Origin of the sequence: Streptomyces sp. SID12488 (assembly GCF_010548275.1) — a bacterium.
In the GTDB taxonomy this organism is placed as follows: Bacteria; Actinomycetota; Actinomycetes; order Streptomycetales; family Streptomycetaceae; genus Streptomyces.
In genome coordinates, this window is sequence record NZ_JAAGLT010000016.1 from 19,986 (window position 1) to 42,489 (window position 22,504).

Sequence of the window (22,504 nt, forward strand, 5' to 3'; positions counted from 1 at the left end):
TACTCGGCCCTCCTCAGTCCCCCCTCAGTCCCTTTCAGTCCTTGTCCAGTACGAAAGACGTCTGGGCCTTCGGGAAGCCCTGGGCCTGCGCCTCCACGAGGTAGGTGTCGGCCGTCGCCGACCCCGCCTTCGGGGTGGCGCACTCGGGGGCGCTCGCCTTGCGGTCCCACTCGAAGGTGTACGTGATGCTGCCGTCGGCCGAGACACGGAACAGCAGAGCTGCCGCGTCCTTGGGGCAGTCGTCCGAGGCCCAGATGTCGTCGTCGCTGCTCGCCTGCGTGATGGTCACGACCGCCGACTTCGGACCGAGGTCGATCTTGCAGTCGTTGGCGGAGGAGTTCTTGGCGACCAGCTGGAAGGTGGGCGTCTCGTCGGGCGCGTAGGCGTTCTGGACACTGCGCAGGCTCAACCGGACGGCGCCGGCGGTGCAGTTGGGCAGGCTGGAACCGGCCGGGAGGGTGTCGCCGCTGCCTACGCTGCCGTTGACGCCGTCGTCCGTGCCGCCGCCCGTCCCGGCGGAACCGCTGTCGCCGCCGGAGCCGCTCGAACCGCCCGAGCCCCCGGAGCCCGCCGAACCACCGGAACCCCCGGAACCCGCAGAGCCCCCGGAGCCCGCCGAGCCGGAACCGGAGTCCGAGCCGCCGGTGCCCGTGCCCGTGCTGCCCGACTCGTCACGCCCGCCCGGGGCTTGACTGATCGCGGGCCCCGAACCGGACGGTCCCGGAGTGATCGTCTGCTCGGGATCCTTGCCGTTGGCGCCGTCCGGGCCGTTGTTGCCGCCTCCGCCGCCGGAAGCGACGATCCAGATGCCCAGCAACGCCAACAGGGCGAGCAAAGACAGCAGAACAGCCCTCCGTCGCCAGTAGATGGAGGAGGGAAGCGGCCCGACCGGATTGCGCATAGATCCCACGGCGCAAACTGTACGAGAGATCGGACAGTTCACTCGCCCCACCCGCCGCCTGGGCACCAACTTTTCCGGATCATCATCCCGGCGAGGGGGCGTTGGTGACGTGGGTGAACTCCTTTCGGGCGGAGAGCAGTTCGGGGCGGGTCGCGTTTCTCACCCGGCCGCACCATCCAGCCCGTCCGGCGTTTGAGGACGAGGCCGTTCAGGCCGACAGCGGGGGTCTGGGGGCGCAGCCCCCAGGGATGGGACGGGTAGGGGCGGCGGGGGCGAAGAAACAACCCGGGCCCACCGCACCGCATCGCACACCCCCGCACCCCCACATGGCAGGATCGGAACCGCCATGACTGCGCCCACGAAACCCCCGCACCGCGACGCCGACCCCACTTCTTCCCTCCCGTCCCCCATCGCCGACGGCACCCCCCTGCACTCCCCCGTCATCGACTGGTTCGACGACCACGCCCGCGACCTCCCCTGGCGGCGTCCGGACGCCGGTCCCTGGGGGGTGATGGTCAGCGAGTTCATGCTGCAGCAGACACCCGTCAGCCGCGTACTGCCCGTCTACGAGCAGTGGCTCGCCCAGTGGCCCCGCCCCGCCGACCTCGCCGCCGCCCCTTCCGGCGAAGCCGTCCGCGCCTGGGGCCGGCTCGGCTACCCTCGCCGCGCCCTGCGCCTGCACGGCGCCGCCGTCGCCATAACGGAACGCCACGGTGGCGACGTACCCACCGGACACGCCCAACTGCTCGCCCTGCCCGGCATCGGCGAGTACACGGCCGCGGCCGTCGCCTCCTTCGCCTACGGCCAGCGGCACGCCGTACTGGACACGAACGTCCGCCGGGTCTTCGCCCGCGCCGTCACCGGCGTCCAGTACCCCCCGAACGCCACCACCGCCGCCGAACGCAAGCTCGCCCGCGCCCTGTTGCCGGACGACGAGCCCACGGCCGCCCGCTGGGCCGCGGCCTCCATGGAGCTCGGCGCACTCGTCTGCACGGCCCGGAACGAGACCTGCCACCGCTGTCCGATCGCCGCCCAGTGCGCCTGGCAGCTCGCCGGGAAGCCCGAACACGTGGGCCCGGCGCGCCGCGGCCAGACGTACGCGGGCACGGATCGTCAGGTACGCGGCAAGCTGCTCGCCGTACTCCGCGAAGCCCACACCCCCGTACCGCAGGCCGCGCTCGACAGCGTGTGGCACGAGCCGGTCCAGCGCGCCCGAGCTCTCGACGGCCTCGTCTCCGACGGTCTGGTCGAGCCCCTGCCGGGCGGGCTGTACCGCCTGCCGCACAGCTGAGACGGACGGCCGGGGACGTACACAGCCAAAACACATGCCCGGCCTTCCGTAACGCCCCAACCCGCTTCCGCAACACGCTCATCCCACCGCCAAATCGCCCTATATCCCTACCGATTACCCCACCGCCTTACCCCTTCCGTATTTCCGTTACACAACCGACGGACAGCCGAGCGCTCCCCGAAGGCTGGCTCGGACAACCCCGTGACAACAGCTCCGTAGCTTCATCCCTGTAGGGACCACAAGGCAGTGAAGCCGGCCTGAAGACGGGTCGGAAACGGGGAGCGGGAGGCGGTCGACATGGCGCAGCAGGGCGAGGTGCTCGAGTTCGAGGAGTACGTCCGCACACGGCAGGACGCGTTGTTGCGCAGCGCCCGGCGACTGGTCCCGGACCCCGTCGACGCGCAGGACCTGCTGCAGACGGCGCTCGTACGGACGTACGGCCGGTGGGACGGCATAGCGGACAAGCGGCTCGCGGACGCCTACCTGCGCCGGGTGATGATCAACACCCGGACCGAGTGGTGGCGGGCGCGCAAGCTCGAAGAGGTACCCACCGAGCAGCTCCCGGACGCGAGCGTCGACGACTCCACCGAGCAGCACGCGGACCGCGCACTTCTGATGGACGTCATGAAGGTTCTCGCACCCAAGCAGCGGAGCGTCGTCGTGCTGCGACACTGGGAGCAGATGTCCACGGAGGAGACGGCCGCCGCCCTCGGCATGTCGGCCGGAACGGTCAAGAGCACGCTGCACCGGGCGCTCGCCCGGCTCCGGGAGGAGCTGGAGGCCCGCGATCTGGACGCACGCGCGCTGGAGCATGAGGAGCGGGAGCGTTGCGCGGCCTAGGCACAGGGGCGACCGATCCCGGGGTCCCAGGGACACGAACAGGGCCAGGGACAGGGACAGGGACAGGGACAGGGACAGGGACAGGGACAGGGACAGCGACAGGGCTGGGAACCGGAACAGGAACAGGAACGACGGATTCGGACGCGGCCTCGCCAGGGGGCCAGGGTCCGGGTCCTGGGCATGGCCCGGGGCCGCTCATGGGGCCGACGCTGTCCGCCCCTGCCCGGCGGGCCTTTCAGGCGGTGATCACGGCGACGGCCGTGCTCGCCGCCCTCGCCCTTTTCGTCTCCGCCTGCGCCACCGGCGGCACCGGCGCCCGTGACGAGGGCCCGGCCGGCGCCGACGCCGTCGCGGGCAAGCTGAGCTCCACCCCCATGCCCTCCGCGTACGCCACTCCGGACGACGTGGACGCGGTCGAGCTGGTCAAGGACGACCCGAAGGTCGCGGCCTCGGTCAAGCGCGCGCTGAAGCCGTGCGTCGGCGACGAGTACCCGGTCGACGTGTCGTACGGGGACCTGACCGGCGGCGCCGCCGACGACGTCGTCATCAACGTCATGACGTGCAGCGATGCCGTCGGCGTCGGTTCCTACGTGTACCGCGAGGCGGGGGACGGGTACCGGAACGTCTTCAGGGCCGAGGAGTCCCCGGTGTACGCGGAGATAGACCGCGGCGACCTGGTGGTCACCAAGCAGGTCTACAAGAAGGACGACCCGGTGACGAGCCCGTCCGGCGAGAATGTGATCACCTATCGCTGGACGGCCGGTCGCTTCATCCTTGAGTACCGCACGCACAACGAGTACAGCGGCGCGGTCGACGGCGACGCACCGACGCCGTCCCCGAACTGACCCGTACCACCCTGTACGAGTACCGACCCCGTACCGCCGCCACACACGAGACGAGAACTGAGAGCACCCGGGATGGCAGACCAGACCCACGTCCTCTTCGTCGAGGACGACGACGTCATCCGCGAGGCCACCCAACTCGCCCTGGAGCGGGACGGCTTCGCGGTCACCGCCATGCCCGACGGGCTGTCGGGCCTGGAGGCGTTCCGCGCCGACCGCCCCGACATCGCCCTCCTGGACGTCATGGTCCCGGGCCTCGACGGGGTCAGCCTGTGCCGCCGTATCCGCGACGAGTCCACCGTGCCGGTGATCATGCTGTCCGCGCGCGCCGACTCGATCGACGTGGTCCTGGGCCTGGAGGCGGGCGCCGACGACTACGTCACGAAGCCCTTCGACGGCGCTGTCCTGGTCGCCCGGATCCGCGCGGTCCTGCGCCGCTTCGGTCACGCGAGCGGCCCGGGCGCGGCGGCCTCGGAGGACAGCGGGCCCGTGACCGGCGGGGTGCTGGTCTTCGGGGACCTGGAGATCGACACCGAGGGCATGGAGGTCCGCAAGGAGGGCCGGACGGTGGCCCTGACACCCACCGAGATGCGGCTCCTGCTGGAGTTCTCGTCGGCGCCGGGCACGGTCCTGTCCCGCGACAAACTCCTCGAGCGCGTCTGGGACTACGGCTGGGGCGGTGACACCCGTGTCGTCGACGTCCATGTGCAGCGGCTGCGTACGAAGATCGGCCAGGACCGGATCGAGACGGTCCGCGGTTTCGGCTACAAGTTGAAGGCCTGAGCGGGCCACCCATGCACTCCAGGGAAATGCGGATCACGCGGGTCATGCCGTTCAGCCGGTTCGCGGGCATCCGCACCGGGCTCAGATGGAAGCTGAGCGCCGCCATCGCGCTGGTCGGCGCGCTCGTGGCGGTCACACTCAGCCTGGTCGTGCACAACGCGGCCCGGGTCTCGATGCTGGACAGCGCGCGTGACCTCGCGGACGAGCGCGTCCTGATCGGGCAGAGCAACTACAACCTGTCGGGACGGCCCAACTTCCCCGGCATCAAGGTCGACGACCCGAACCTGCCGGAGGAACTGCGGGAGAAGGCCGCGCAGGGCCGCCGGGCGACCTATGTGGCCGACCGGCCGGACGGGGTGCCGGACATCTGGGCGGCCGTACCGCTCAAGGACGGGCACATCCTGTCGCTGCACAGCGGGTTCACCGACCGCAGTACGGACATCATGGCCGACCTCGACCAGGCGCTGATCATCGGCTCGATCGCCGTCGTCCTCGGCGGCAGCGCGCTCGGTGTGCTCATCGGCGCCCAGTTGTCGCGCCGACTGCGCAAGGCGGCGGCTGCCGCGAACCAGGTCGCCAGGGGTGAGACGGACGTACGGGTGCGGGACGCCATCGGCGGTGTCGTACGGGACGAAACCGACGACCTCGCCCGGGCGGTGGACGCGATGGCGGACACGCTGCAGCAGCGCCTGGAGGCGGAACGGCGCGTGACGGCGGACATCGCGCACGAGCTGCGTACGCCGGTGACGGGTCTGCTGACGGCCGCCGAACTTCTGCCGCCCGGGCGCCCGACGGAGTTGGTCCTGGACCGGGCGCAGGCCATGCGCACGCTGGTCGAGGACGTCCTGGAGGTGGCCCGTCTCGACGGGGCGTCGGAGCGGGCCGAGCTGCAGGACATCATGCTGGGCGAGTTCGTGGCCCGGCGGGTGCTCGCGAAGGACCCGGAGATCGCCGTGCACGTGGTGCACGAGTCCGAGGTCACGACCGATCCGCGCCGGCTGGAGCGGGTGCTGTTCAACTTGCTCGCCAACGCGGCACGGCACGGCAAAGCGCCCATAGAGGTGTCGGTCGAGGGCCGGGTCATCCGCGTACGCGACCACGGCACCGGCTTCCCCGAGGACCTGCTGGCGGACGGCCCGAGCCGCTTCCGTACGGGGAGCAGCGACCGTTCGGGCCAGGGCCACGGTCTCGGCCTCACCATCGCCGCGGGCCAGGCCCGAGTCCTGGGCGCCCGCCTCACGTTCCGCAACATACGCCCACCGGGCGCCCCGGAACACGTCCCCGCAGAGGGCGCGGTAGCAGTCCTGTGGCTCCCGGAACACGCCCCGACGAACACGGGCAGCTACCCGATGCTGCCGCGCAAGCGCGGTTGAGGGGGAGCCTGCACCATCCAGCCCGTCCGGCGTTTGAGGACGAGGCCCCTTCAGGGCCGATAGCGGGGGTCTGGGGGCGGCAGCCCCCAAGGATGGGACGGGTAAGGGCGGCGGGGGCGAGAAAACACAGCCGAAGACCCCCGGGGCAGACACCACCCCGAGGGCCTTCGCCTCCTCACCGTCCCCCGACCACCACGTCAGACGTCAGCCCACCTCAACTGCGGTCCCCTTGGCCGAAGCCACGTTCCCCGCCGACTCCGACTCCGACTCCGACTCCGACTCCGGCGTCGCCGCCGACGCCGACCCAGGCCCCGATTCCCCACTCTTCTCCGGCTCCGCCCCCTTCAGCGGAACCTCCTTCACGAACACCGCCGCCACCAGCACCACGACCGCCACCACAGCCCCCAGCAAGAACGCCGAGTGCGTCCCGGAAGCCACCGCGTACTGGTACGCCTCCCGCGCCGCCGCCGGCAACTTCGCCAGGCTCGCCGCGTCCAGCTGCGCCGACTGCTCCGTCACCTTGGACCCCAGCGCCCCGGCCCGCTCGCTCATCACGTCCTGCACCCGGTTGTTGAACAGCGCCCCCATGATCGCGACCCCGAACGAGGACCCGAGTGTACGGAAAAGGGTGGTCGTGGAGGACGCGACGCCCATGTCCTTCATCTCGACGCTGTTCTGCGCGACCAGCATGGTGATCTGCATCAGACAGCCGAGGCCCGCCCCGACCACCGCCATGTACAGACCGGATGTCAGCCGCGAGGTCTCCGTGTCCATCTGCGCGAACAGGTACAGCCCGACGCTCAGCAGCACACCGCCGACCAGCGGGAACACCTTGTACTTGCCGCTGCTCGTCGTCACCCGCCCCGCGACCATGGACACGACCATCATCGCCGCGAGCATCGGAAGCAGCAGCAGCCCGGAGTTGGTGGCGGACGCGCCCTGCACGGACTGCTGGTACAGCGGCAGGAACAGCACCGCGCCGAACATCACGAACCCGGTGATGAAGCCGATGATCGACATCAGCGTGAAGTTGCGGCTGCGGAAGATGTGCAGCGGAATGATCGGCTCGGCGGCCTTCGTCTGCCAGAACACGAACCCGACGAGCGAGGAGACGCCGATCCCGATGAGCTCCATGATCATGGCGGAGCCCCACGCGTACTCCGTACCGCCCCAGGTCGTGACGAGCACGATCGAAGTGATTCCGACGGTCAGCAGCGCGACGCCCGGGTAGTCGATCCGTGTCTTCGCCCGCTTCTTCGGCAGGTGCAGCACAGCGCTGATGGCGGCGAGCGCCACGACCCCCAGCGGCAGGTTGATGTAGAACGACCAGCGCCAGCCCAGGTGGTCCGTCAACGCCCCGCCGACCAGCGGTCCGCCGATCATGGCGAGCGCCATCACGCCGGCCATCATGCCCTGGTACTTGCCGCGCTCACGCGGCGGAATCAGGTCCCCGATGATCGCCATGACCCCGACCATCAGGCCACCGGCACCGAGTCCCTGCACGGCCCGGAAGCCGATCAGCTGTCCCATGTCCTGGGCCATACCGCTGAGCGCCGACCCGATCAGGAAGAGCACGATCGAGCTCATGAAGACGCCCTTGCGCCCGTACATGTCGCCGAGCTTGCCCCAGATCGGGGTGGAGGCGGCGGTGGCGAGCGTGTAGGCCGTCACGACCCACGCCAGGTGTTCGAGCCCGCCCAGTTCACCGACGATCGTCGGCATCGCCGTACCGATGATCATATTGTCCAGCATCGCGAGCATCATCGCGATCATGAGCGCGAGCAGTACCACCCGCACACTCCGCGGCTGCTTGCCCTGCTCGGCCTGCTCAACCCGTCCGTCCTGCTCGCCCTGCTCGTCCACTGCTGCCCGCGTGTCCGCCATCGTGCCCGCCCCACTCCCCCACGTACTCCCACTTACTTGCCGCCCGGCAAGTTGACTACACTGGGGAAGCTAGACCGCTAACTAGCCGGGCGTCAAGTAAGTTTTCCCCCAAGGGCACTCCCCAGGGTTCAGAAGCGGAAGCAGGAGTACGGGCATGGAGCGCACCAAGCAGCGCCGACGCGGGGACACCCGTCAGCGCATCCAGGACGTGGCGCTCGAACTCTTCGCCGAACAGGGCTACGAGAAGACCTCGCTGCGGGAGATCGCCGAGCGCCTCGACGTCACTAAGGCGGCGCTCTACTACCACTTCAAGACCAAGGAAGAGATCGTCGTCAGCCTGTTCGAGGATCTGACGAAACCGATCGAGGACCTGATCGAGTGGGGCCGGCAGCAGCCGCACACCCTCGACATGAAGCAGGAGATCCTGCGCCGCTACAACGAGGCGCTCGCGGAGGCGGCCCCCCTCTTCCGCTTCATGCAGGAGAACCAGGCGACGGTACGGGACCTGAGCATCGGCGACATGTTCAAGACCCGCATGCTCGGAATGCGGGAGATCATCATCGACCCGGACGCCCCCCTGGTCGCCCAGGTCCGCTGCATCAGCGCGATGTTCACGCTGCACGCCGGGATGTTCGTGCTCCACGACCTCGCGGGCGACGCGGACGAGAAGCGCCAGGCGGTCCTGGAGGTCGCGATCGGCCTGGTGACACAGGCACACGAGGGCACGGAACGACCCTCGTAGCCGCAGCAACCCCGACCGGCCGGTCACACACCGCCCAGACAGGCCTGACAGGCCCGGCGGGTCAGACAGTCACGCCCTTGGCCCGCAGAAAGGCCACGGGGTCGACGGCGGACCCGTAGTTCGGTGTCGTACGGATCTCGAAGTGCAGGTGCGGCCCGCTGGAGTTGCCCGTGTTGCCGGAGAGGGCTATGCCCTGTCCGGTGGCCACGACCTGGCCGACCTTCACGTTGATCCGCGACAGATGGGCGTACTGCGAGTACGTCCCGTTGCCGTGCTTGATGACGACGGCATTGCCGTACGCCGACCCGTCACCGGCACCGTTGCCGCCGGCCTTGACGACCGTACCGCCGTGCGCGGCGACGACCTTGGTACCGCTCGCCACGGCGAAGTCCTGGCCGGAGTGGGTGGACGACCACATGTTGCCGGCCTGGTTGAAGCGGGCGCTCAGCTTGTACTTCTTGACCGGGTCCACCCAGGAGGCGGCCTTCTTGGCGGCGGCCTGAACCTGGACGGCCCCCGTCGCACCGCTCTCGGCGGCAGCCGCGACCCCGGTCACCCCCAGGACGATCGACGCGCCGAGCCCGGCGGCCAGAACTGAGACGCGGGAGACACGGGAGACACGGGCCGTACGGGACTCGCGGGACGGGGCGGTGGCGCGCTGGAACATCGAGACCTCATGGGGACGGGGACAGAAAAGCCACCCGGCACGAGCGTTCCCGCCGGATGGGCAACCCCTTGGTAACCCCGAGCCCCGCCCATCCCCAAACTTCCGATCTACGACACAAGTTAGTAGACGGCCACAAATTTACCCACTTCTTGACAAACCAACCGAAGCAGTCGCCCTCCACAAACCGCAACCCACCTACACCCTCACCCACTAATCACCCTAGTAACGGACATTTCGCCTGTGCATCATGTCACCGGCCAACAGGATCCATCGACGTACGACTGTGACGCGCACAACGCAAGCCAACACACACCACCAACGCACCACCCGCGGGTCGCCGGCGGGCCGAATAAACACGCTCCGACTACTGGCACCTCGCGGCTACCCGTGAGTAATGTGCCCTTCCCGTCAGCGCCACTCACTTCCGCAAGCATGCCCCTGACATCTGCATGCCCTGGCACCGCACGGCCCTACGTGAGAGGACCCCCATCCCGATGACAAGAGGCTCAGCAGGCTCCTGGACGCCCTGGACCCGCCGTATCGGCCTGACCGCCGCCACCGCGGTCGCCGCGGTGACACTGGCCGCCCCCGGCAGTGCCCAGGCCGCGATCAGCACGGCGACCACGGCCACCGCGTCCGTGTCGGCAGCCGCCGCCGCGGACGTCGACTACGCCACCTGGCAACAGGACTGCCGGACCGTGATGGACCAGGCCCTGCCCTATCTGAAGCAGCGCATCGCCGCCGCCTCCAAGGGCGAGAAGCCGGCGATCGTCTTCGACATCGACAACACGACCCTGGAGACCGACTTCGGCTTCAGTTACCCGTCACCGGCCAACGCGCCCGTGCTGAAGGTCGCCCAGTACGCCCAGAACCACGGCGTCGCCCTCTTCTTCGTCACCGCGCGCCCGGACATCATCAAGCCCGTGACGCAGTACAACCTCACGTACGTCGGCTACAACGTGACCGGGCTGTACGCCCGCAATCTGATCGACCTCTTCAAGAACGTGGCCGACTACAAGACCGCGCAGCGCGTCGACATCGAGTCGAAGGGCTACACGATCATCGCCAACATCGGCAACAGCGCGACCGACCTGTCGGGCGGCCACGCGGAGAAGACGTACAAGCTGCCGGACTACGACGGCCAGCTGTCGTAAGTCTTTGCCAGTCGTCGTCAGTTGTAGCTGGTTGTAGCTGGTTGTCGTCAGGACATGCGAGAGGGGCCGGTGCTGAAAAGCACCGGCCCCTCTCTGACATCTGGCGTGGCGACGCAGCCCTGAGGCTTACGCCTCCTTGCTCAGGTTCGGTCCGGCACCGCCGGCCGCCTGCTCGATCGGCGGGACGTCGGGCAGAGCCGACTTCTCCTCACCCCGGAAGGTAAAGGTCGCGGTCTCGCCCTCGCCCTCCGTGTCGACGACCACGATGTGACCGGGGCGCAGCTCACCGAAGAGGATCTTCTCGGAGAGCGTGTCCTCGATCTCGCGCTGGATCGTCCGGCGCAGCGGCCGGGCGCCCATGACGGGGTCGTAGCCCTTCTTGGACAGCAGCTCCTTGGCGGCCTGGGAGAGCTCGATGCCCATGTCCCGGTCCTTGAGGCGCTCGTCCACCTTGCCGACCATCAGGTCGACGATCCGCAGGATGTCCTCCTGCGTCAGCTGCGGGAAGACGACCACGTCGTCGACGCGGTTGAGGAACTCGGGGCGGAAGTGCTGCTTGAGCTCGTCCGAGACCTTGTTCTTCATGCGCTCGTAGTTGGACTTCTTGTCACCGGAGGCCGCGAAGCCCAGGTTGAAGCCCTTCGAGATGTCCCGCGTGCCGAGGTTGGTCGTCATGATGATGACCGTGTTCTTGAAGTCCACGACCCGGCCCTGGGAGTCGGTCAGGCGACCGTCCTCCAGGATCTGCAGCAGCGAGTTGAAGATGTCCGGGTGCGCCTTCTCGACCTCGTCGAAGAGGACGACGGAGAACGGCTTGCGGCGGACCTTCTCGGTCAGCTGGCCGCCCTCTTCGTAACCCACGTATCCGGGCGGGGAACCGAAGAGACGCGACACCGTGTGCTTCTCGCTGAACTCCGACATGTCGAGGGAGATCAGCGCGTCCTCGTCACCGAAGAGGAACTCGGCCAGGGCCTTGCTCAGCTCGGTCTTACCGACACCGGACGGGCCGGCGAAGATGAACGAACCACCGGGACGCTTCGGGTCCTTCAGACCGGCACGCGTACGACGGATCGCCTTCGAGAGCGCCTTGACGGCGTCCTTCTGGCCGATGACCCGCTTGTGGAGCTCGTCCTCCATGCGCAGCAGGCGACTCGACTCCTCCTCGGTCAGCTTGAAGACCGGGATGCCGGTGGCGGTCGCCAGGACCTCGGCGATCAGCTCGCCGTCGACCTCGGCGACGACGTCCATGTCGCCGGCCTTCCACTCCTTCTCCCGCTTGGCCTTCGCGGCGAGGAGTTGCTTCTCCTTGTCACGAAGAGAAGCGGCCTTCTCGAAGTCCTGCGAGTCGATCGCGGACTCCTTGTCCCGGCGCACGCCGGCGATCTTCTCGTCGAACTCGCGCAGGTCCGGCGGAGCGGTCATCCGGCGGATGCGCATCCGGGAACCGGCCTCGTCGATGAGGTCGATCGCCTTGTCGGGCAGGAACCGGTCGGAGATGTACCGGTCGGCGAGCGTCGCCGCCTGCACCAGGGCCTCGTCGGTGATCGAGACGCGGTGGTGCGCCTCGTACCGGTCGCGCAGGCCCTTGAGGATCTCGATCGTGTGCGGGAGGGAAGGCTCCGCGACCTGGATCGGCTGGAAGCGGCGCTCGAGGGCCGCGTCCTTCTCGAGGTGCTTGCGGTACTCGTCGAGCGTGGTCGCACCGATGGTCTGGAGCTCACCGCGGGCCAGCATCGGCTTGAGGATGGAGGCCGCGTCGATGGCGCCCTCGGCGGCACCCGCTCCGACGAGCGTGTGCAGCTCGTCGATGAACAGGATGATGTCGCCGCGGGTGCGGATCTCCTTGAGGACCTTCTTCAGGCGCTCCTCGAAGTCACCGCGGTACCGGGAGCCGGCGACCAGCGCGCCGAGGTCAAGCGTGTAGAGGTGCTTGTCCTTCAGCGTCTCGGGCACCTCGCCCTTGACGATCGCCTGAGCCAGTCCCTCGACAACCGCCGTCTTGCCGACGCCGGGCTCACCGATGAGGACCGGGTTGTTCTTCGTACGGCGGGACAGCACCTGCATGACCCGCTCGATCTCCTTCTCGCGCCCGATGACCGGGTCGAGCTTGGATTCGCGAGCGGCCTGGGTGAGGTTCCGGCCGAACTGGTCGAGGACCAGGGACGTCGAGGGGGTGCCCTCCGCGGGGCCGCCACTGGCGCCGGCGGTCTCCTTGCCCTGGTAGCCGGAGAGCAGCTGGATGACCTGCTGCCGCACCCGGTTGAGATCTGCGCCCAGCTTGACGAGGACCTGGGCGGCGACGCCCTCGCCCTCGCGGATCAGGCCGAGCAGGATGTGCTCCGTGCCGATGTAGTTGTGGCCCAGCTGAAGGGCCTCGCGGAGCGAAAGCTCCAGGACCTTCTTGGCACGGGGGGTGAAGGGGATGTGCCCGGACGGGGCCTGCTGGCCCTGCCCGATGATCTCCTCCACCTGCTGGCGGACCGCCTCGAGCGAAATCCCGAGGCTCTCCAGGGCCTTAGCGGCGACACCCTCACCCTCGTGGATCAGGCCCAGGAGGATGTGCTCGGTGCCGATGTAGTTGTGGTTGAGCATCCGGGCTTCTTCCTGAGCCAGGACGACAACCCGCCGCGCGCGGTCGGTGAACCTCTCGAACATCGTTAATCGCTCCTCAGAGCGGTCAGGCAGTAAGGGGACGCTCCCCTCCCTGTCCTTCCGCAGCTTAGTCCCGCAAGCGGGGACCGCTCATTCCAACTGCCGACACCGGACCGAGAACCAACACAGCCTCCTGACCCCGTACGCCGACATATGCTCCAACCCGATCGTGCGAGACGATGTTCCCGCAGGCCAGGGAGATAGCCTCACTATCAGTACGCCGATGGCGAACGTGAGACGCCCTTTTCTGCGTGTCGCCCCCTCCCACTAGGGATGTCTTACCCGTACGGACCGACACTCCATGCCGGATGCACGGGTTCCCTCCGCTACGGGCGAACAACCTTGCGCCGCCGAACCGCTCTGCGCGCCTCGGGAATCGGCACTCTGTGCGCCCGCGAGGACACCCAGCGTAACTCGCGGGCTCTTCCGGCGGTTGGCTTTGGCATGGTCCCCACGGTCCCCCTTCCTCGTCGCCCTCTTGCTCTTGATACGGGCGACACCGCCGGTGGTCTCACGAGCAACGCCGGTAGCGATGTCACCGGTGTTGTCCGGCGTTGGTACGAGAACGAACTGGGATGGGAGACAGTGCCCGGCTCCGGTTCCGCGGGGCTTTGGCCGCGACTGGCCGTGGGTCTGTGCTTCGACGTGCTGGACGTGCCGGCGGAGGCGGGTTTCGCGGCACTGCGCCACCGGGCGCGGACGGGAGCGCCGGGTTCTCCGGTGGCCCTGTGCGGGGACCGGATGCTGCTGCTGGTGGCCGCGGGCAGCGCCGACGAGTTGCCGGGGCTGCTGGACTGGCTGGAGTGGGGCCGGCTCACACCGGACCTGAGGGCGATCGGCGCGGGCTGCCACATCGAGGCGCCCCTGTCTCCCGGGCTTCCCGCACTGCCCGGAATTCCCGGCGGTACGGGCGACTTGCCGGGCCGTGAAAATCCGCAGGGGGCCGCTGTCTGGCTGCGGCCCCCTGAAACAGGCTGCGGGACGGAAATCCCGCTGCCGACCATGTCGGCCCTGGGGGGCGTCGGAGGCGCCCCCGATCTCGTACGGCTGGTGGACACGCTGGCGACGCAATGCCATCGCATCCGGCTGCGGCGCGTGAGCGCTCAGCCGTTGGCCTTCTCGTAAGCCTCGCGGATGATCGCGGGAACACGGCCGCGGTCATTGACGTCGTGGCCGTTCTCCTTCGCCCAGGCACGGATCTGCGCGGTGTCCTGGCTGCCGCCAGTGGCGACGCGCGCCTTTCCACGCCCACCCGAAGCACGGCCTCCGGTACGACGACCGCCCTTGACGTAGGCGTCGAGGAGACCGCGAAGCTTGTCGGCATTGGCAGTCGTGAGGTCGATCTCGTACGTCTTGCCGTCCAACGCGAACGTCACGGTCTCGTCGGCTTCGCCGCCGTCGAGGTCGTCGACAAGAAGGACCTGAACCTTCTGTGCCACCGGATTTCCTTTCATCGATAACTTGGGAGCCGAGGCCGCAGCGTGCGCCGCCGATTCGCGTCCCCTGTTATATGCAGTACTGCAGTACATCGGAAAGCAAACCGCTTTTGCCGGAAAAACACAAACCCCCGGGAGAGACAGACCTCCCTTCCCCGGGCCGGAAACGTGCGCGTTTCGGACATAGGGAACCGGGGCAGGGCGGCCGACAGGAATTGCCCGATGCCCGATCACAGATGCAGAAGCATCCGGCTGTTGCCCAAGGTGTTCGGTTTCACTCGTTCGAGACCGAGGAACTCCGCGACGCCCTCGTCATAGGAACGCAGCAGCTCGGCGTAGACATCGGTGTCAACGGGCGTCTCACCGATCTCCACGAAGCCGTGCTTCCCGAAGAAGTCCACTTCAAAGGTCAGACAGAAAACGCGACGAACACCGAGCCAACGGGCGGTCTGCAGCAACTTCTCCAGCAACTGATGCCCGACACCGGAACCTCTGAGGTCGGGGTTCACGGCAAGAGTGCGGACTTCGGCGAGGTCTTCCCACATGACGTGGAGTGCACCGCACCCCACGACCTCAGCGTTGTCGTCGCGTTCCGCGACCCAGAACTCCTGGATGTCCTCGTAAAGCGTCACCGTCGCTTTGTCGAGCAGGATACGACCACGGACGAACGAGTCAAGGAGTCCGCGTACGGCCTGGACATCGCTGGTCCTGGCCCGCCGGACGGTGATGGCTTTCGCGGTGGCTTCGGGACGGATCGCTGACATGAGCGGACGCTATCGCCCGGTGGGGTCCTGGACCGAGGCGGGGTTCTCGAAGACGGTATGTTCCGCGACTTCGGTCTTGTCGGTCTGTTCGGTCTTGTCGGTCTGCCGGGGCCGTTCGACCTGTTCCGGCCCTTGGACGATGTGAACGGCGTCCCTGAGGGAGAGCCGCTGTTCTTCGCTCATCATGCCGAAGAAGGCGACGAGAGCGGCGGCGGGGTTGTCACTCTGCGACCACGCGTCGTTCATCAGCGCGGCCGAGTAGGCGGCGCGGGTGGAGACCGCCTCATATCGATAGGCGCGGCCTTCCGCCTCACGACGGACCCAGCCCTTCTGATGGAGATTGTCCAGAACGGTCATCACCGTGGTGTAGGCGATGGACCGTTCCTGCCGAAGGTCTTCCAGGACTTCCCGAACGGTGACCGGGCGGTTCCACTTCCACACCCGCGTCATGACCGCGTCTTCGAGTTCTCCCAATGGGCGAGGCACAACTCAGCACACTAGTGGGAGAAACGGTGAATAGCGTGAAGGACGTGCGCATTCAGCGCCAAATAGCTACGAAACGGGGCGGTCCTGCCCAGCCTGTGACGCCTGCTCGGCCCGGGCGATGGCGGCGTCGGCGGCCGCGTCCTCCTTGCCCTTGTTGGCACCGCCCTGACTCTTCACCATCGTCACGATCACGGCGGCGAAGAGCGCGGCCATCACTACGGGGGGCACGAGCGCGGAGACGTAGTCCATGGGGTCCAGAGTAGCCAGGCCCGAAGAAAGGCCCGGGCGCGGGCCCGGGCCTTGGTGGTTCCAGCTCTGTTCAGCCTGTCTGTTCAGCCTGGCTGTTCGGTCTGGCTGTTCGGTCTGGCTGTTCGGTCTGTCCGCTCAGCCCGCGGCCAGCTGTTGTGGGGGATTCGCGGGCGGGGTCGGCTTGCGGCGCGGGAAGACCTCGCCCGGGGTGGGGACGGGGCGGGCGGGCCTGGGGGCGTCGGGTGCGGGCCGGGGTGCGGGTGCGGGCCGCTCGTAAGGCTGCTTCTCCGCGGGTTTGTCACCGGGTTTCCTGACGGGCTCCTCGGTGGCGAGACCGCCGGGCAGGGCCAGGAGGCGGGTACGGGAGGCGGGCACCGTGGGTGCGGCCGGCGCACGGCCGGCCACTCTGGCGCTCAGCCGGGCCCGTACGTCCCGCTCGGCGTGACGCAGGCAGCGGTCCAGGAGGGCGGCGGCGACCGGGTTCCCCCGCAGGGCGCGGAGGGCGGCGAGGTCGTCCGGGCTCGGGCGGTACCCGGCGCCCAGCGCCTCCTCCAGGAGCGTGAGAAAGCCGGCGGCGGTGCCGGGCAGAGCGGCGCGGTAGCGGGCGAGATCGGCCACGAGGAAGGCCCGCAGCCTGACCCCCTCGTGCGCCGCCTCGTCGACGGACTCGGCGAGCCGGAGACAGTCCTGGACGTCCTCTGCGGAGGCGGGGCCGGGGTGGGGGGCGAGGGCGAGGGCGCGACGGAGCACACGCAGCTCCTCCGCACCGAACGCCATGCCGCCGCGAGATCCGAATGGCGTGGGCATGCGGCGACGATACGCGCTAATCAGACAAATTCGACATTAGGGACGGGCGTGGCGTGCGTTTTCAGCCCGTCCGGCGTTTGAGGGGACTCACATACGGGACACGTTCCGCTCGTACACCAGCCGCAGCCCGATCAACGTCAGCCACGGCTCGTGCTCGTCGATCACCGACGCCTCACCCAGCACCATCGGCGCCAGCCCGCCCGTCGCGATCACCGTCACGTCGTCCGGATCCTCCGCCAGCTCCTTCGCCATCCGCGTCACCACACCGTCGACCTGACCCGCGAACCCGTAGATGATGCCCGCCTGCATCGCCTCGACCGTGTTCTTGCCGATCACCGCCCGGGGCCGCGCCACCTCGATCTTCCGGAGCTGCGCCCCCTTCACGCCGAGCGCCTCGACCGAGATCTCGATCCCGGGCGCGATCACCCCGCCGACGTACTCCCCGCGCGCGGACACCGCGTCGAACGTGGTCGCCGTACCGAAGTCGACGACGATCGCGGGGCCGCCGTAGAGCTCGACGGCGGCGACCGCGTTGATGATGCGGTCCGCGCCGACCTCCTTCGGGTTGTCGGTGAGGATCGGTACGCCCGTCTTCACGCCGGGTTCGACCAGCACCGCCGGCACATCGCCGTAGTACCGCCGCGTCACCTCGCGCAGCTCGTGCAGCACCGACGGGACGGTCGCGCAGATGGCGATGCCGTCGATGCCGTCGCCGAGCTCGTCCCCGAGGAGCGGGTGCATGCCCATGAGGCCCTGGAGGAGGACGGCGAGTTCGTCGGCCGTGCGGCGCGCGTCCGTGGAGATGCGCCAGTGTTCGACGATCTCGTCGCCGTCGAAGAGGCCGAGGACGGTGTGGGTGTTTCCTACGTCGATGGTCAGCAGCATGGCCGTGTACCTACTCCGCCGCTCGCAGGTCGAGACCGATGTCGAGGATCGGCGAGGAGTGGGTGAGGGCGCCGACCGCCAGGTAGTCGACGCCGGTGTCGGCGTACTCCTTGGCGTTGTCCAGGACGAGCCGGCCCGAGACCTCCAGCACGGCGCGGCCGTCGACGAGCGCGACGGCCTCGTCGCACTCGCCGGGGGTGAAGTTGTCCAGGAGGATCAGGTCGGCGCCCGCGTCGAGCACCTCGCGCAGCTGGTGCAGCGTGTCGACCTCGACCTCGATCGGTACGTCCGGGAAGGCTTCCCGGACGGCCTCGAAGGCCTGGGTGACACCGCCGGCGGCGACCACGTGGTTGTCCTTGACGAGTGCCGCGTCCGACAGGGACATCCGGTGGTTGACGCCGCCGCCGCAGCGGACCGCGTACTTCTCCAGGGCGCGCAGCCCGGGAGTCGTCTTGCGGGTGTCGCGCACGCGCGCCTTGGTGCCCTCCAGGACGTCCGCCCACGCGCGCGTGGCGGTCGCGATGCCGGACAGGCGGCACAGGAGGTTGAGGGCGCTGCGCTCGGCCGTCAGGAGGTCACGGGTGCGGGTCGTGACGCTGAGCAGCTTCTGGCCGGCCTCGACGCGGTCGCCGTCCTCGACGTGCCGTTCGACCTCGAACTCGTCGGTGCAGACCACGGAGACGACCGCCTCGGCGATCCGCAGGCCGGCGACGACGCCGCCCTCGCGGGCGGTGAAGTCGGCGGTGGCGCGGGCCTCCTCGGGGATGGTCGCGACGGTCGTCACGTCCACGCCGTGGTCGAGGTCCTCCTGGATGGCGACATTGGCGATGTCCTCGACCTCCAGGGGGTCGAGGCCGGCGTCGGCGAGGAGGGCGGCGAGCGCGGGGTCCAGGCCGCACTCCATGTACACCTCGTCCGCCATGTCGGGGTCGGAGCCGCAGGCGCAGCCGTCGCCGCAGCCGCCGCTCTGGGCGAGGGGAAGGTCGGGGGTGCTCACTACTGTCACTGCTCCTGGGGACGGTGCTCCGGCTGATGATGCCGGGTCGGGGGGAAGTCTGCGGTGTCGGTGGTGTGTACGGCCAGCGTCCGGTCGGGATTCAGCCGTACGACGATGTGGCGGTGCCAGGTCGTGTCGTCGCGCTCGGCGTGGTCCTCGCGCCAGTGGCAGCCGCGGGTCTCCTCGCGCATGCGGGCGGCGGCGACCAGGACGCGGGCCACGCACAGGAGGTTGGTGGTCTCCCAGGTGTCGACGCCGGGCTCGGCGGTCTTGCCGTTCTCGTCGAGGGCGTCGCGGGCCTCTGCGTGCAGTTTCTGGATGGCCGCGGCGGCGGTGTCCAGGGAGGCGGCGGAGCGCAGCACTCCGGCGCCCTCGGTCATGACGCGCTGGATCGCGAAGCGGGCCTCGGGGGCGAGCAGCGGGTGCGCGGGCTTCTCGGGGTGCGGGACGGGTGCGGGCACGCGTGCGTGGAGGCCGTTTCCGGCGTGGGCCGCGGTGATGTCGGCGACGATGCGCTCGGCGTAGACCAGGCCCTCCAGGAGGGAGTTGGAGGCGAGCCGGTTGGCGCCGTGGACGCCGGTGCAGGCGACCTCTCCGCACGCGTACAGGCCGGGGACGGTCGTGCGGCCCCGGGAGTCGGTGCGGACGCCGCCGGAGGCGTAGTGGGCGGCCGGGGCGACGGGGACGGGCTCGGTGACCGGGTCGATGCCGTGGGCGCGGCAGGAGGCGAGGATCGTCGGGAAGCGGTGCTCCCACATGTGGGCGCCGAAGTGCCGGGCGTCCAGGAACATGTGTTCGGCGCCCTGTTCCTGCATGCGGCGCATGATGCCCTTGGCGACGATGTCCCGGGGCGCGAGTTCGCCGAGTTCGTGCTGGCCGGTCATGAAGCGCACGCCGTCGGCGTCGACGAGGTGGGCGCCCTCACCGCGTACCGCCTCGGAGACGAGCGGCTGCTGGCCCTCGGCGTCGGCACCCAGGAAGAGCACCGTGGGGTGGAACTGGACGAACTCGAGGTCGCTGACCTCGGCGCCCGCGCGCAGGGCGAGGGCCACGCCGTCGCCGGTCGACACGGACGGGTTGGTGGTCGCGGAGAAGACCTGGCCCATGCCGCCGGTGGCGAGGACCACGGCGGGCGCGTGGACGGCGCCCACGCCGTCGTGCTGGCCCTCTCCCATGACGTGCAGGGTCACGCCCGCCGTACGGCCGTCGGCGTCCGTCAGGAGGTCCAGGACGAGCGCGTTCTCGACCGTGCGCAGGCCCCGCGCGCGGACGGCCTCGACGAGGGCGCGGGAGATCTCCGCGCCGGTCGCGTCGCCGCCCGCGTGCGCTATCCGGCGGCGGTGGTGGCCGCCCTCGCGGGTCAGTTCGAGTCCTCCTTCGGAGGACTCGTCGAAGTGGGCGCCGGTCTCGATGAGCCGCCGTACGGCGTCCGGTCCCTCCGTGACGAGGATCCGTACGGCCTCCTCGTCGCACAGGCCCGCGCCGGCCACCAGGGTGTCGTCCAGGTGCTGTTCGGGTGTGTCGCCCTCCCCCAGGGCCGCCGCGATGCCGCCCTGGGCCCAGCGGGTGGAGCCGTCGTCGAGGCGGGCCTTGGTGACGACGACCGTCCTCAGGCCGGCCGCGTCGCAGCGCAGGGCCGCGGTGAGCCCGGCGACACCGGAGCCGACGACCACGACGTCCGCGGAGAGGGCCCAGCCGGGGGCGGGGGCGTGCAGCCGTATGCCGGTGGAGGTGCCGGCGTGGCCGGCGGTGGGGCCTGTGGTGCTCACAAGGCGGCTCCGGGGGGTCCGAAAATGAGAGGGATGTTGTCGATCAGCCGGGTCGTCCCGACCTTGGCTGCGACGGCGAGGACGGCTTCGCCCGTGAAGTCGTCCGGGATCTCGGTGAAGTCGGCGGGGTCGACCAGGGCCAGGTAGTCGAGGACCAGCGGGGGCCGGAGGCGGGCGGCGTCGTCCAGGAGGAGGCGGGCGGCGGCCCGCACGGCGGCGGGAGCGCCTCCGGGGACCTTCGCGACGGCGTGCGCGTCGGCGGCGGCTCGGGATTCCCCGAGCGCGCTGAGGGCCTGGGCACGCGCGTGCGTGGCAGGCACCTCGCGGGCCCGCGCGCGCAGCGCCTCCTGGGCGGCGTGCCGGTCGCCGCCGGCGAACAGGGCCTGGGAGAGGGCGAGCGCCGTACGCCGCTCCTCCGGGGACAGATAGCGGTTGCGGCTGGAGCGGGCCAGGCCGTCGGGCTCGCGCACGGTCGGGACGCCGACGATCTCCACGCCGAAGTTCAGGTCACGGACCATCCGGCGGATCATCGCGAGCTGCTGGGCGTCCTTCTGCCCGAAGAAGGCCACGTCGGGGCGGGTGAGGTGGAGCAGTTTGCCGACGACGGTGAGCACGCCGTCGAAGTGCCCGGGGCGCGTGGCCCCTTCCAGCCGCTCCCCCATGGGGCCCGCGCTGATCCGCACCTGGGGTTCGCCGCCCGGGTAGACCTCGTCCACGGAGGGGGCGAACACGGCGTCCGCGCCCGCCTGTCCGGCGAGTTCGACGTCGGCGTCGAGGGTGCGCGGGTAGCGGTCGAGGTCCTCGCCCTTGCCGAACTGGAGAGGGTTCACGAAGACGGTGACGGTCACGAAGCCCTTGGGGCCGACGTGTGCGCGGGCGGTCCGGATCAGGGTGGCGTGGCCCTCGTGGAGGGCGCCCATGGTCATCACGACGGCGTTGTGTCCCGGCACACCGATGTGCGCGTGGGCGTCCGCCAGAGCGTCGGTGTCGGACAGGATTCCCCAGAATCGGCTGCTCATCGCTCTCCCCCGTCGCTGTTCGGGCTTTCGGGGCTCGCGGGCGGGCTCGCGCCCTCCGCGAGCACCCCGAGGAGGTCCTCGGCCAGTTCCGGCTTGAGGAGGCCGTGCGCGAGCGCGCGGTCGGCGGTCGCGCGGGCCATCGCCAGATATCCGGCGACGCTCTGCGGGGAGTGCTTGCGCAGCTCCGCGACATGGGCGGCGACGGTGCCCGCGTCCCCGCGCGCGACGGGCCCGGTGAGAGCCGCGTCCCCGGAGCGCAGCGCGTTGTCCAGGGCGGCGCCCAGCAGTGGGCCGAGCATCCGGTGGGGGGATTCGACACCGGCCGCGCGCAGCAGGTCCATGGACTCGGCGACCAGGGTCACCAGGTGGTTGGCGCCCAGGGCGAGGGCCGCGTGGTAGAGCGGGCGGCTCTCCTCGGCGATCCACTCGGGCTCGCCGCCCATCTCGATGACGAGGGCTTCGGCGGCCAGCCGCAGCTCGGGGCGCGCGGTGACCCCGAAGGAGCACCCGGCGAGCCGCTGTACGTCCACAGGGGTGCCGGTGAACGTCATGGCGGGGTGCAGGGCCAGCGGCAGCGCGCCGGCCCGCAGGGCGGGGTCCAGGACCTTCGCGCCGTACCGCCCGGAGGTGTGCACGATCAGCTGTCCCGGGCGTACGGCGCCGGTCTCGGCGAGGCCCTCCACGAGGCCGGGCAGGGCGTCGTCCGGGACGGTCAGCAGGACCAGTTCGGCGCGTTCCATGACCTGGGCGGGCGACACGACGGGAACGTCCGGGAGCAGCTCGGCGGCTCTGCGGACGGAGGCGTCGGAGACCGCGGACACGGCCACCGGACGGTGCCCGGCGAGTTGCAGGGACGCGGCCAGCGCGGGACCCACGCGTCCGGCACCGACCACGCCGACGGTGAGCCGCGCGGGGCGGTCCCTGGGGTCTGGCTGTTGGAATGTACTCACTCGACGACGGCCT

22 protein-coding genes are annotated in these 22,504 nt (G+C 69.7%); 8 read left to right on the forward strand and 14 right to left on the reverse strand.

The window, feature by feature from the left end:
- Positions 1–34: 34 nt before the first annotated feature.
- On the reverse strand, positions 35–910 hold the full coding sequence (locus tag G3I56_RS23540) for a hypothetical protein (protein ID WP_164412123.1): 876 nt from the start codon (positions 908–910) through the stop codon (positions 35–37).
- Between the two features lie 337 nt (positions 911–1,247).
- Between G3I56_RS23540 and G3I56_RS23545 the strand changes: the two genes are divergently transcribed.
- From G3I56_RS23545 to cseC, 5 genes are all read left to right on the forward strand, one after another.
- Positions 1,248–2,192 (forward strand): A/G-specific adenine glycosylase, encoded by a 945-nt coding sequence (locus G3I56_RS23545; RefSeq protein ID WP_164412125.1) that lies wholly within the window; start codon positions 1,248–1,250, stop codon positions 2,190–2,192.
- A 297-nt stretch (positions 2,193–2,489) separates the two neighbouring features.
- A complete protein-coding gene (locus tag G3I56_RS23550) occupies positions 2,490–3,032 on the forward strand; it encodes a SigE family RNA polymerase sigma factor (RefSeq protein WP_164412127.1) in 543 nt (180 codons plus the stop codon).
- Between the two features lie 197 nt (positions 3,033–3,229).
- Positions 3,230–3,877 carry a hypothetical protein gene (locus G3I56_RS23555; protein WP_164412129.1) on the forward strand — a complete coding sequence of 216 codons (648 nt, stop codon included), beginning with the start codon at positions 3,230–3,232 and terminating at the stop codon, positions 3,875–3,877.
- A gap of 72 nt (positions 3,878–3,949) precedes the next feature.
- Positions 3,950–4,657, forward strand: a complete 708-nt coding sequence (gene cseB / locus G3I56_RS23560; protein ID WP_164412131.1) for a two-component system response regulator CseB — start codon at positions 3,950–3,952, stop codon at positions 4,655–4,657.
- Between the two features lie 11 nt (positions 4,658–4,668).
- On the forward strand, positions 4,669–6,030 hold the full coding sequence (cseC, locus tag G3I56_RS23565; RefSeq protein ID WP_239135058.1) for a two-component system sensor histidine kinase CseC: 1,362 nt from the start codon (positions 4,669–4,671) through the stop codon (positions 6,028–6,030).
- Between the two features lie 204 nt (positions 6,031–6,234).
- Here the strand turns inward: cseC and G3I56_RS23570 are convergent, their stop codons facing one another.
- Positions 6,235–7,914 (reverse strand): MDR family MFS transporter, encoded by a 1,680-nt coding sequence (locus tag G3I56_RS23570; RefSeq protein ID WP_203690504.1) that lies wholly within the window; start codon positions 7,912–7,914, stop codon positions 6,235–6,237.
- Between the two features lie 154 nt (positions 7,915–8,068).
- Here G3I56_RS23570 and G3I56_RS23575 point away from each other — a divergent pair, with 154 nt between their 5' ends.
- On the forward strand, positions 8,069–8,656 hold the full coding sequence (locus G3I56_RS23575) for a TetR/AcrR family transcriptional regulator (RefSeq protein ID WP_164412133.1): 588 nt from the start codon (positions 8,069–8,071) through the stop codon (positions 8,654–8,656).
- A 61-nt stretch (positions 8,657–8,717) separates the two neighbouring features.
- Here the strand turns inward: G3I56_RS23575 and G3I56_RS23580 are convergent, their stop codons facing one another.
- Positions 8,718–9,323: a M23 family metallopeptidase gene (locus tag G3I56_RS23580; RefSeq protein WP_164412135.1), complete on the reverse strand. Its 606-nt coding sequence runs from the start codon at positions 9,321–9,323 to the stop codon at positions 8,718–8,720.
- A 494-nt stretch (positions 9,324–9,817) separates the two neighbouring features.
- Here G3I56_RS23580 and G3I56_RS23585 point away from each other — a divergent pair, with 494 nt between their 5' ends.
- A complete protein-coding gene (locus G3I56_RS23585) occupies positions 9,818–10,477 on the forward strand; it encodes an HAD family acid phosphatase (RefSeq protein ID WP_164412138.1) in 660 nt (219 codons plus the stop codon).
- 126 nt (positions 10,478–10,603) lie between these two features.
- On the opposite strand, the gene G3I56_RS23590 is transcribed toward G3I56_RS23585, so the two are convergent.
- Complete coding sequence (locus G3I56_RS23590) at positions 10,604–13,132, reverse strand: ATP-dependent Clp protease ATP-binding subunit (protein ID WP_164412139.1); 2,529 nt, start codon at positions 13,130–13,132, stop codon at positions 10,604–10,606.
- A gap of 441 nt (positions 13,133–13,573) precedes the next feature.
- Between G3I56_RS23590 and G3I56_RS23595 the strand changes: the two genes are divergently transcribed.
- Positions 13,574–14,254: an SCO3374 family protein gene (locus G3I56_RS23595; RefSeq protein ID WP_164412141.1), complete on the forward strand. Its 681-nt coding sequence runs from the start codon at positions 13,574–13,576 to the stop codon at positions 14,252–14,254.
- Here the strand turns inward: G3I56_RS23595 and G3I56_RS23600 are convergent.
- The 10 genes from G3I56_RS23600 to G3I56_RS23645 form a co-directional block, all read right to left on the reverse strand.
- Positions 14,233–14,568, reverse strand: coding sequence for an Lsr2 family protein (locus G3I56_RS23600; RefSeq protein ID WP_164321959.1), 336 nt, complete (start codon positions 14,566–14,568; stop codon positions 14,233–14,235). The two genes, G3I56_RS23595 and G3I56_RS23600, sit on opposite strands and share 22 nt — an antisense overlap.
- A gap of 227 nt (positions 14,569–14,795) precedes the next feature.
- Entirely contained in the window at positions 14,796–15,329 is a 534-nt protein-coding gene (locus G3I56_RS23605; RefSeq protein ID WP_164321957.1) for an amino-acid N-acetyltransferase, read from the reverse strand.
- A gap of 9 nt (positions 15,330–15,338) precedes the next feature.
- Positions 15,339–15,815, reverse strand: coding sequence for a BlaI/MecI/CopY family transcriptional regulator (locus G3I56_RS23610; protein WP_164412143.1), 477 nt, complete (start codon positions 15,813–15,815; stop codon positions 15,339–15,341).
- A 66-nt stretch (positions 15,816–15,881) separates the two neighbouring features.
- A complete protein-coding gene (locus G3I56_RS23615) occupies positions 15,882–16,064 on the reverse strand; it encodes a hypothetical protein (RefSeq protein ID WP_164412145.1) in 183 nt (60 codons plus the stop codon).
- Between the two features lie 135 nt (positions 16,065–16,199).
- On the reverse strand, positions 16,200–16,841 hold the full coding sequence (locus tag G3I56_RS23620) for a hypothetical protein (protein ID WP_164412345.1): 642 nt from the start codon (positions 16,839–16,841) through the stop codon (positions 16,200–16,202).
- 117 nt (positions 16,842–16,958) lie between these two features.
- Entirely contained in the window at positions 16,959–17,756 is a 798-nt protein-coding gene (locus tag G3I56_RS23625; RefSeq protein ID WP_105970850.1) for a type III pantothenate kinase, read from the reverse strand.
- A 10-nt stretch (positions 17,757–17,766) separates the two neighbouring features.
- Positions 17,767–18,753 carry a carboxylating nicotinate-nucleotide diphosphorylase gene (gene nadC, locus G3I56_RS23630; protein ID WP_164412147.1) on the reverse strand — a complete coding sequence of 329 codons (987 nt, stop codon included), beginning with the start codon at positions 18,751–18,753 and terminating at the stop codon, positions 17,767–17,769.
- A gap of 5 nt (positions 18,754–18,758) precedes the next feature.
- Positions 18,759–20,522, reverse strand: a complete 1,764-nt coding sequence (locus tag G3I56_RS23635) for an L-aspartate oxidase (protein WP_164412149.1) — start codon at positions 20,520–20,522, stop codon at positions 18,759–18,761.
- Positions 20,519–21,541 carry a pantoate--beta-alanine ligase gene (gene panC / locus G3I56_RS23640; protein ID WP_164412151.1) on the reverse strand — a complete coding sequence of 341 codons (1,023 nt, stop codon included), beginning with the start codon at positions 21,539–21,541 and terminating at the stop codon, positions 20,519–20,521. Before panC ends, G3I56_RS23635 begins: the two co-directional genes overlap by 4 nt.
- Positions 21,538–22,491, reverse strand: a complete 954-nt coding sequence (locus G3I56_RS23645) for a DUF2520 domain-containing protein (RefSeq protein ID WP_164412153.1) — start codon at positions 22,489–22,491, stop codon at positions 21,538–21,540. Before G3I56_RS23645 ends, panC begins: the two co-directional genes overlap by 4 nt.
- Between the last annotated feature and the right edge of the window lie 13 nt (positions 22,492–22,504).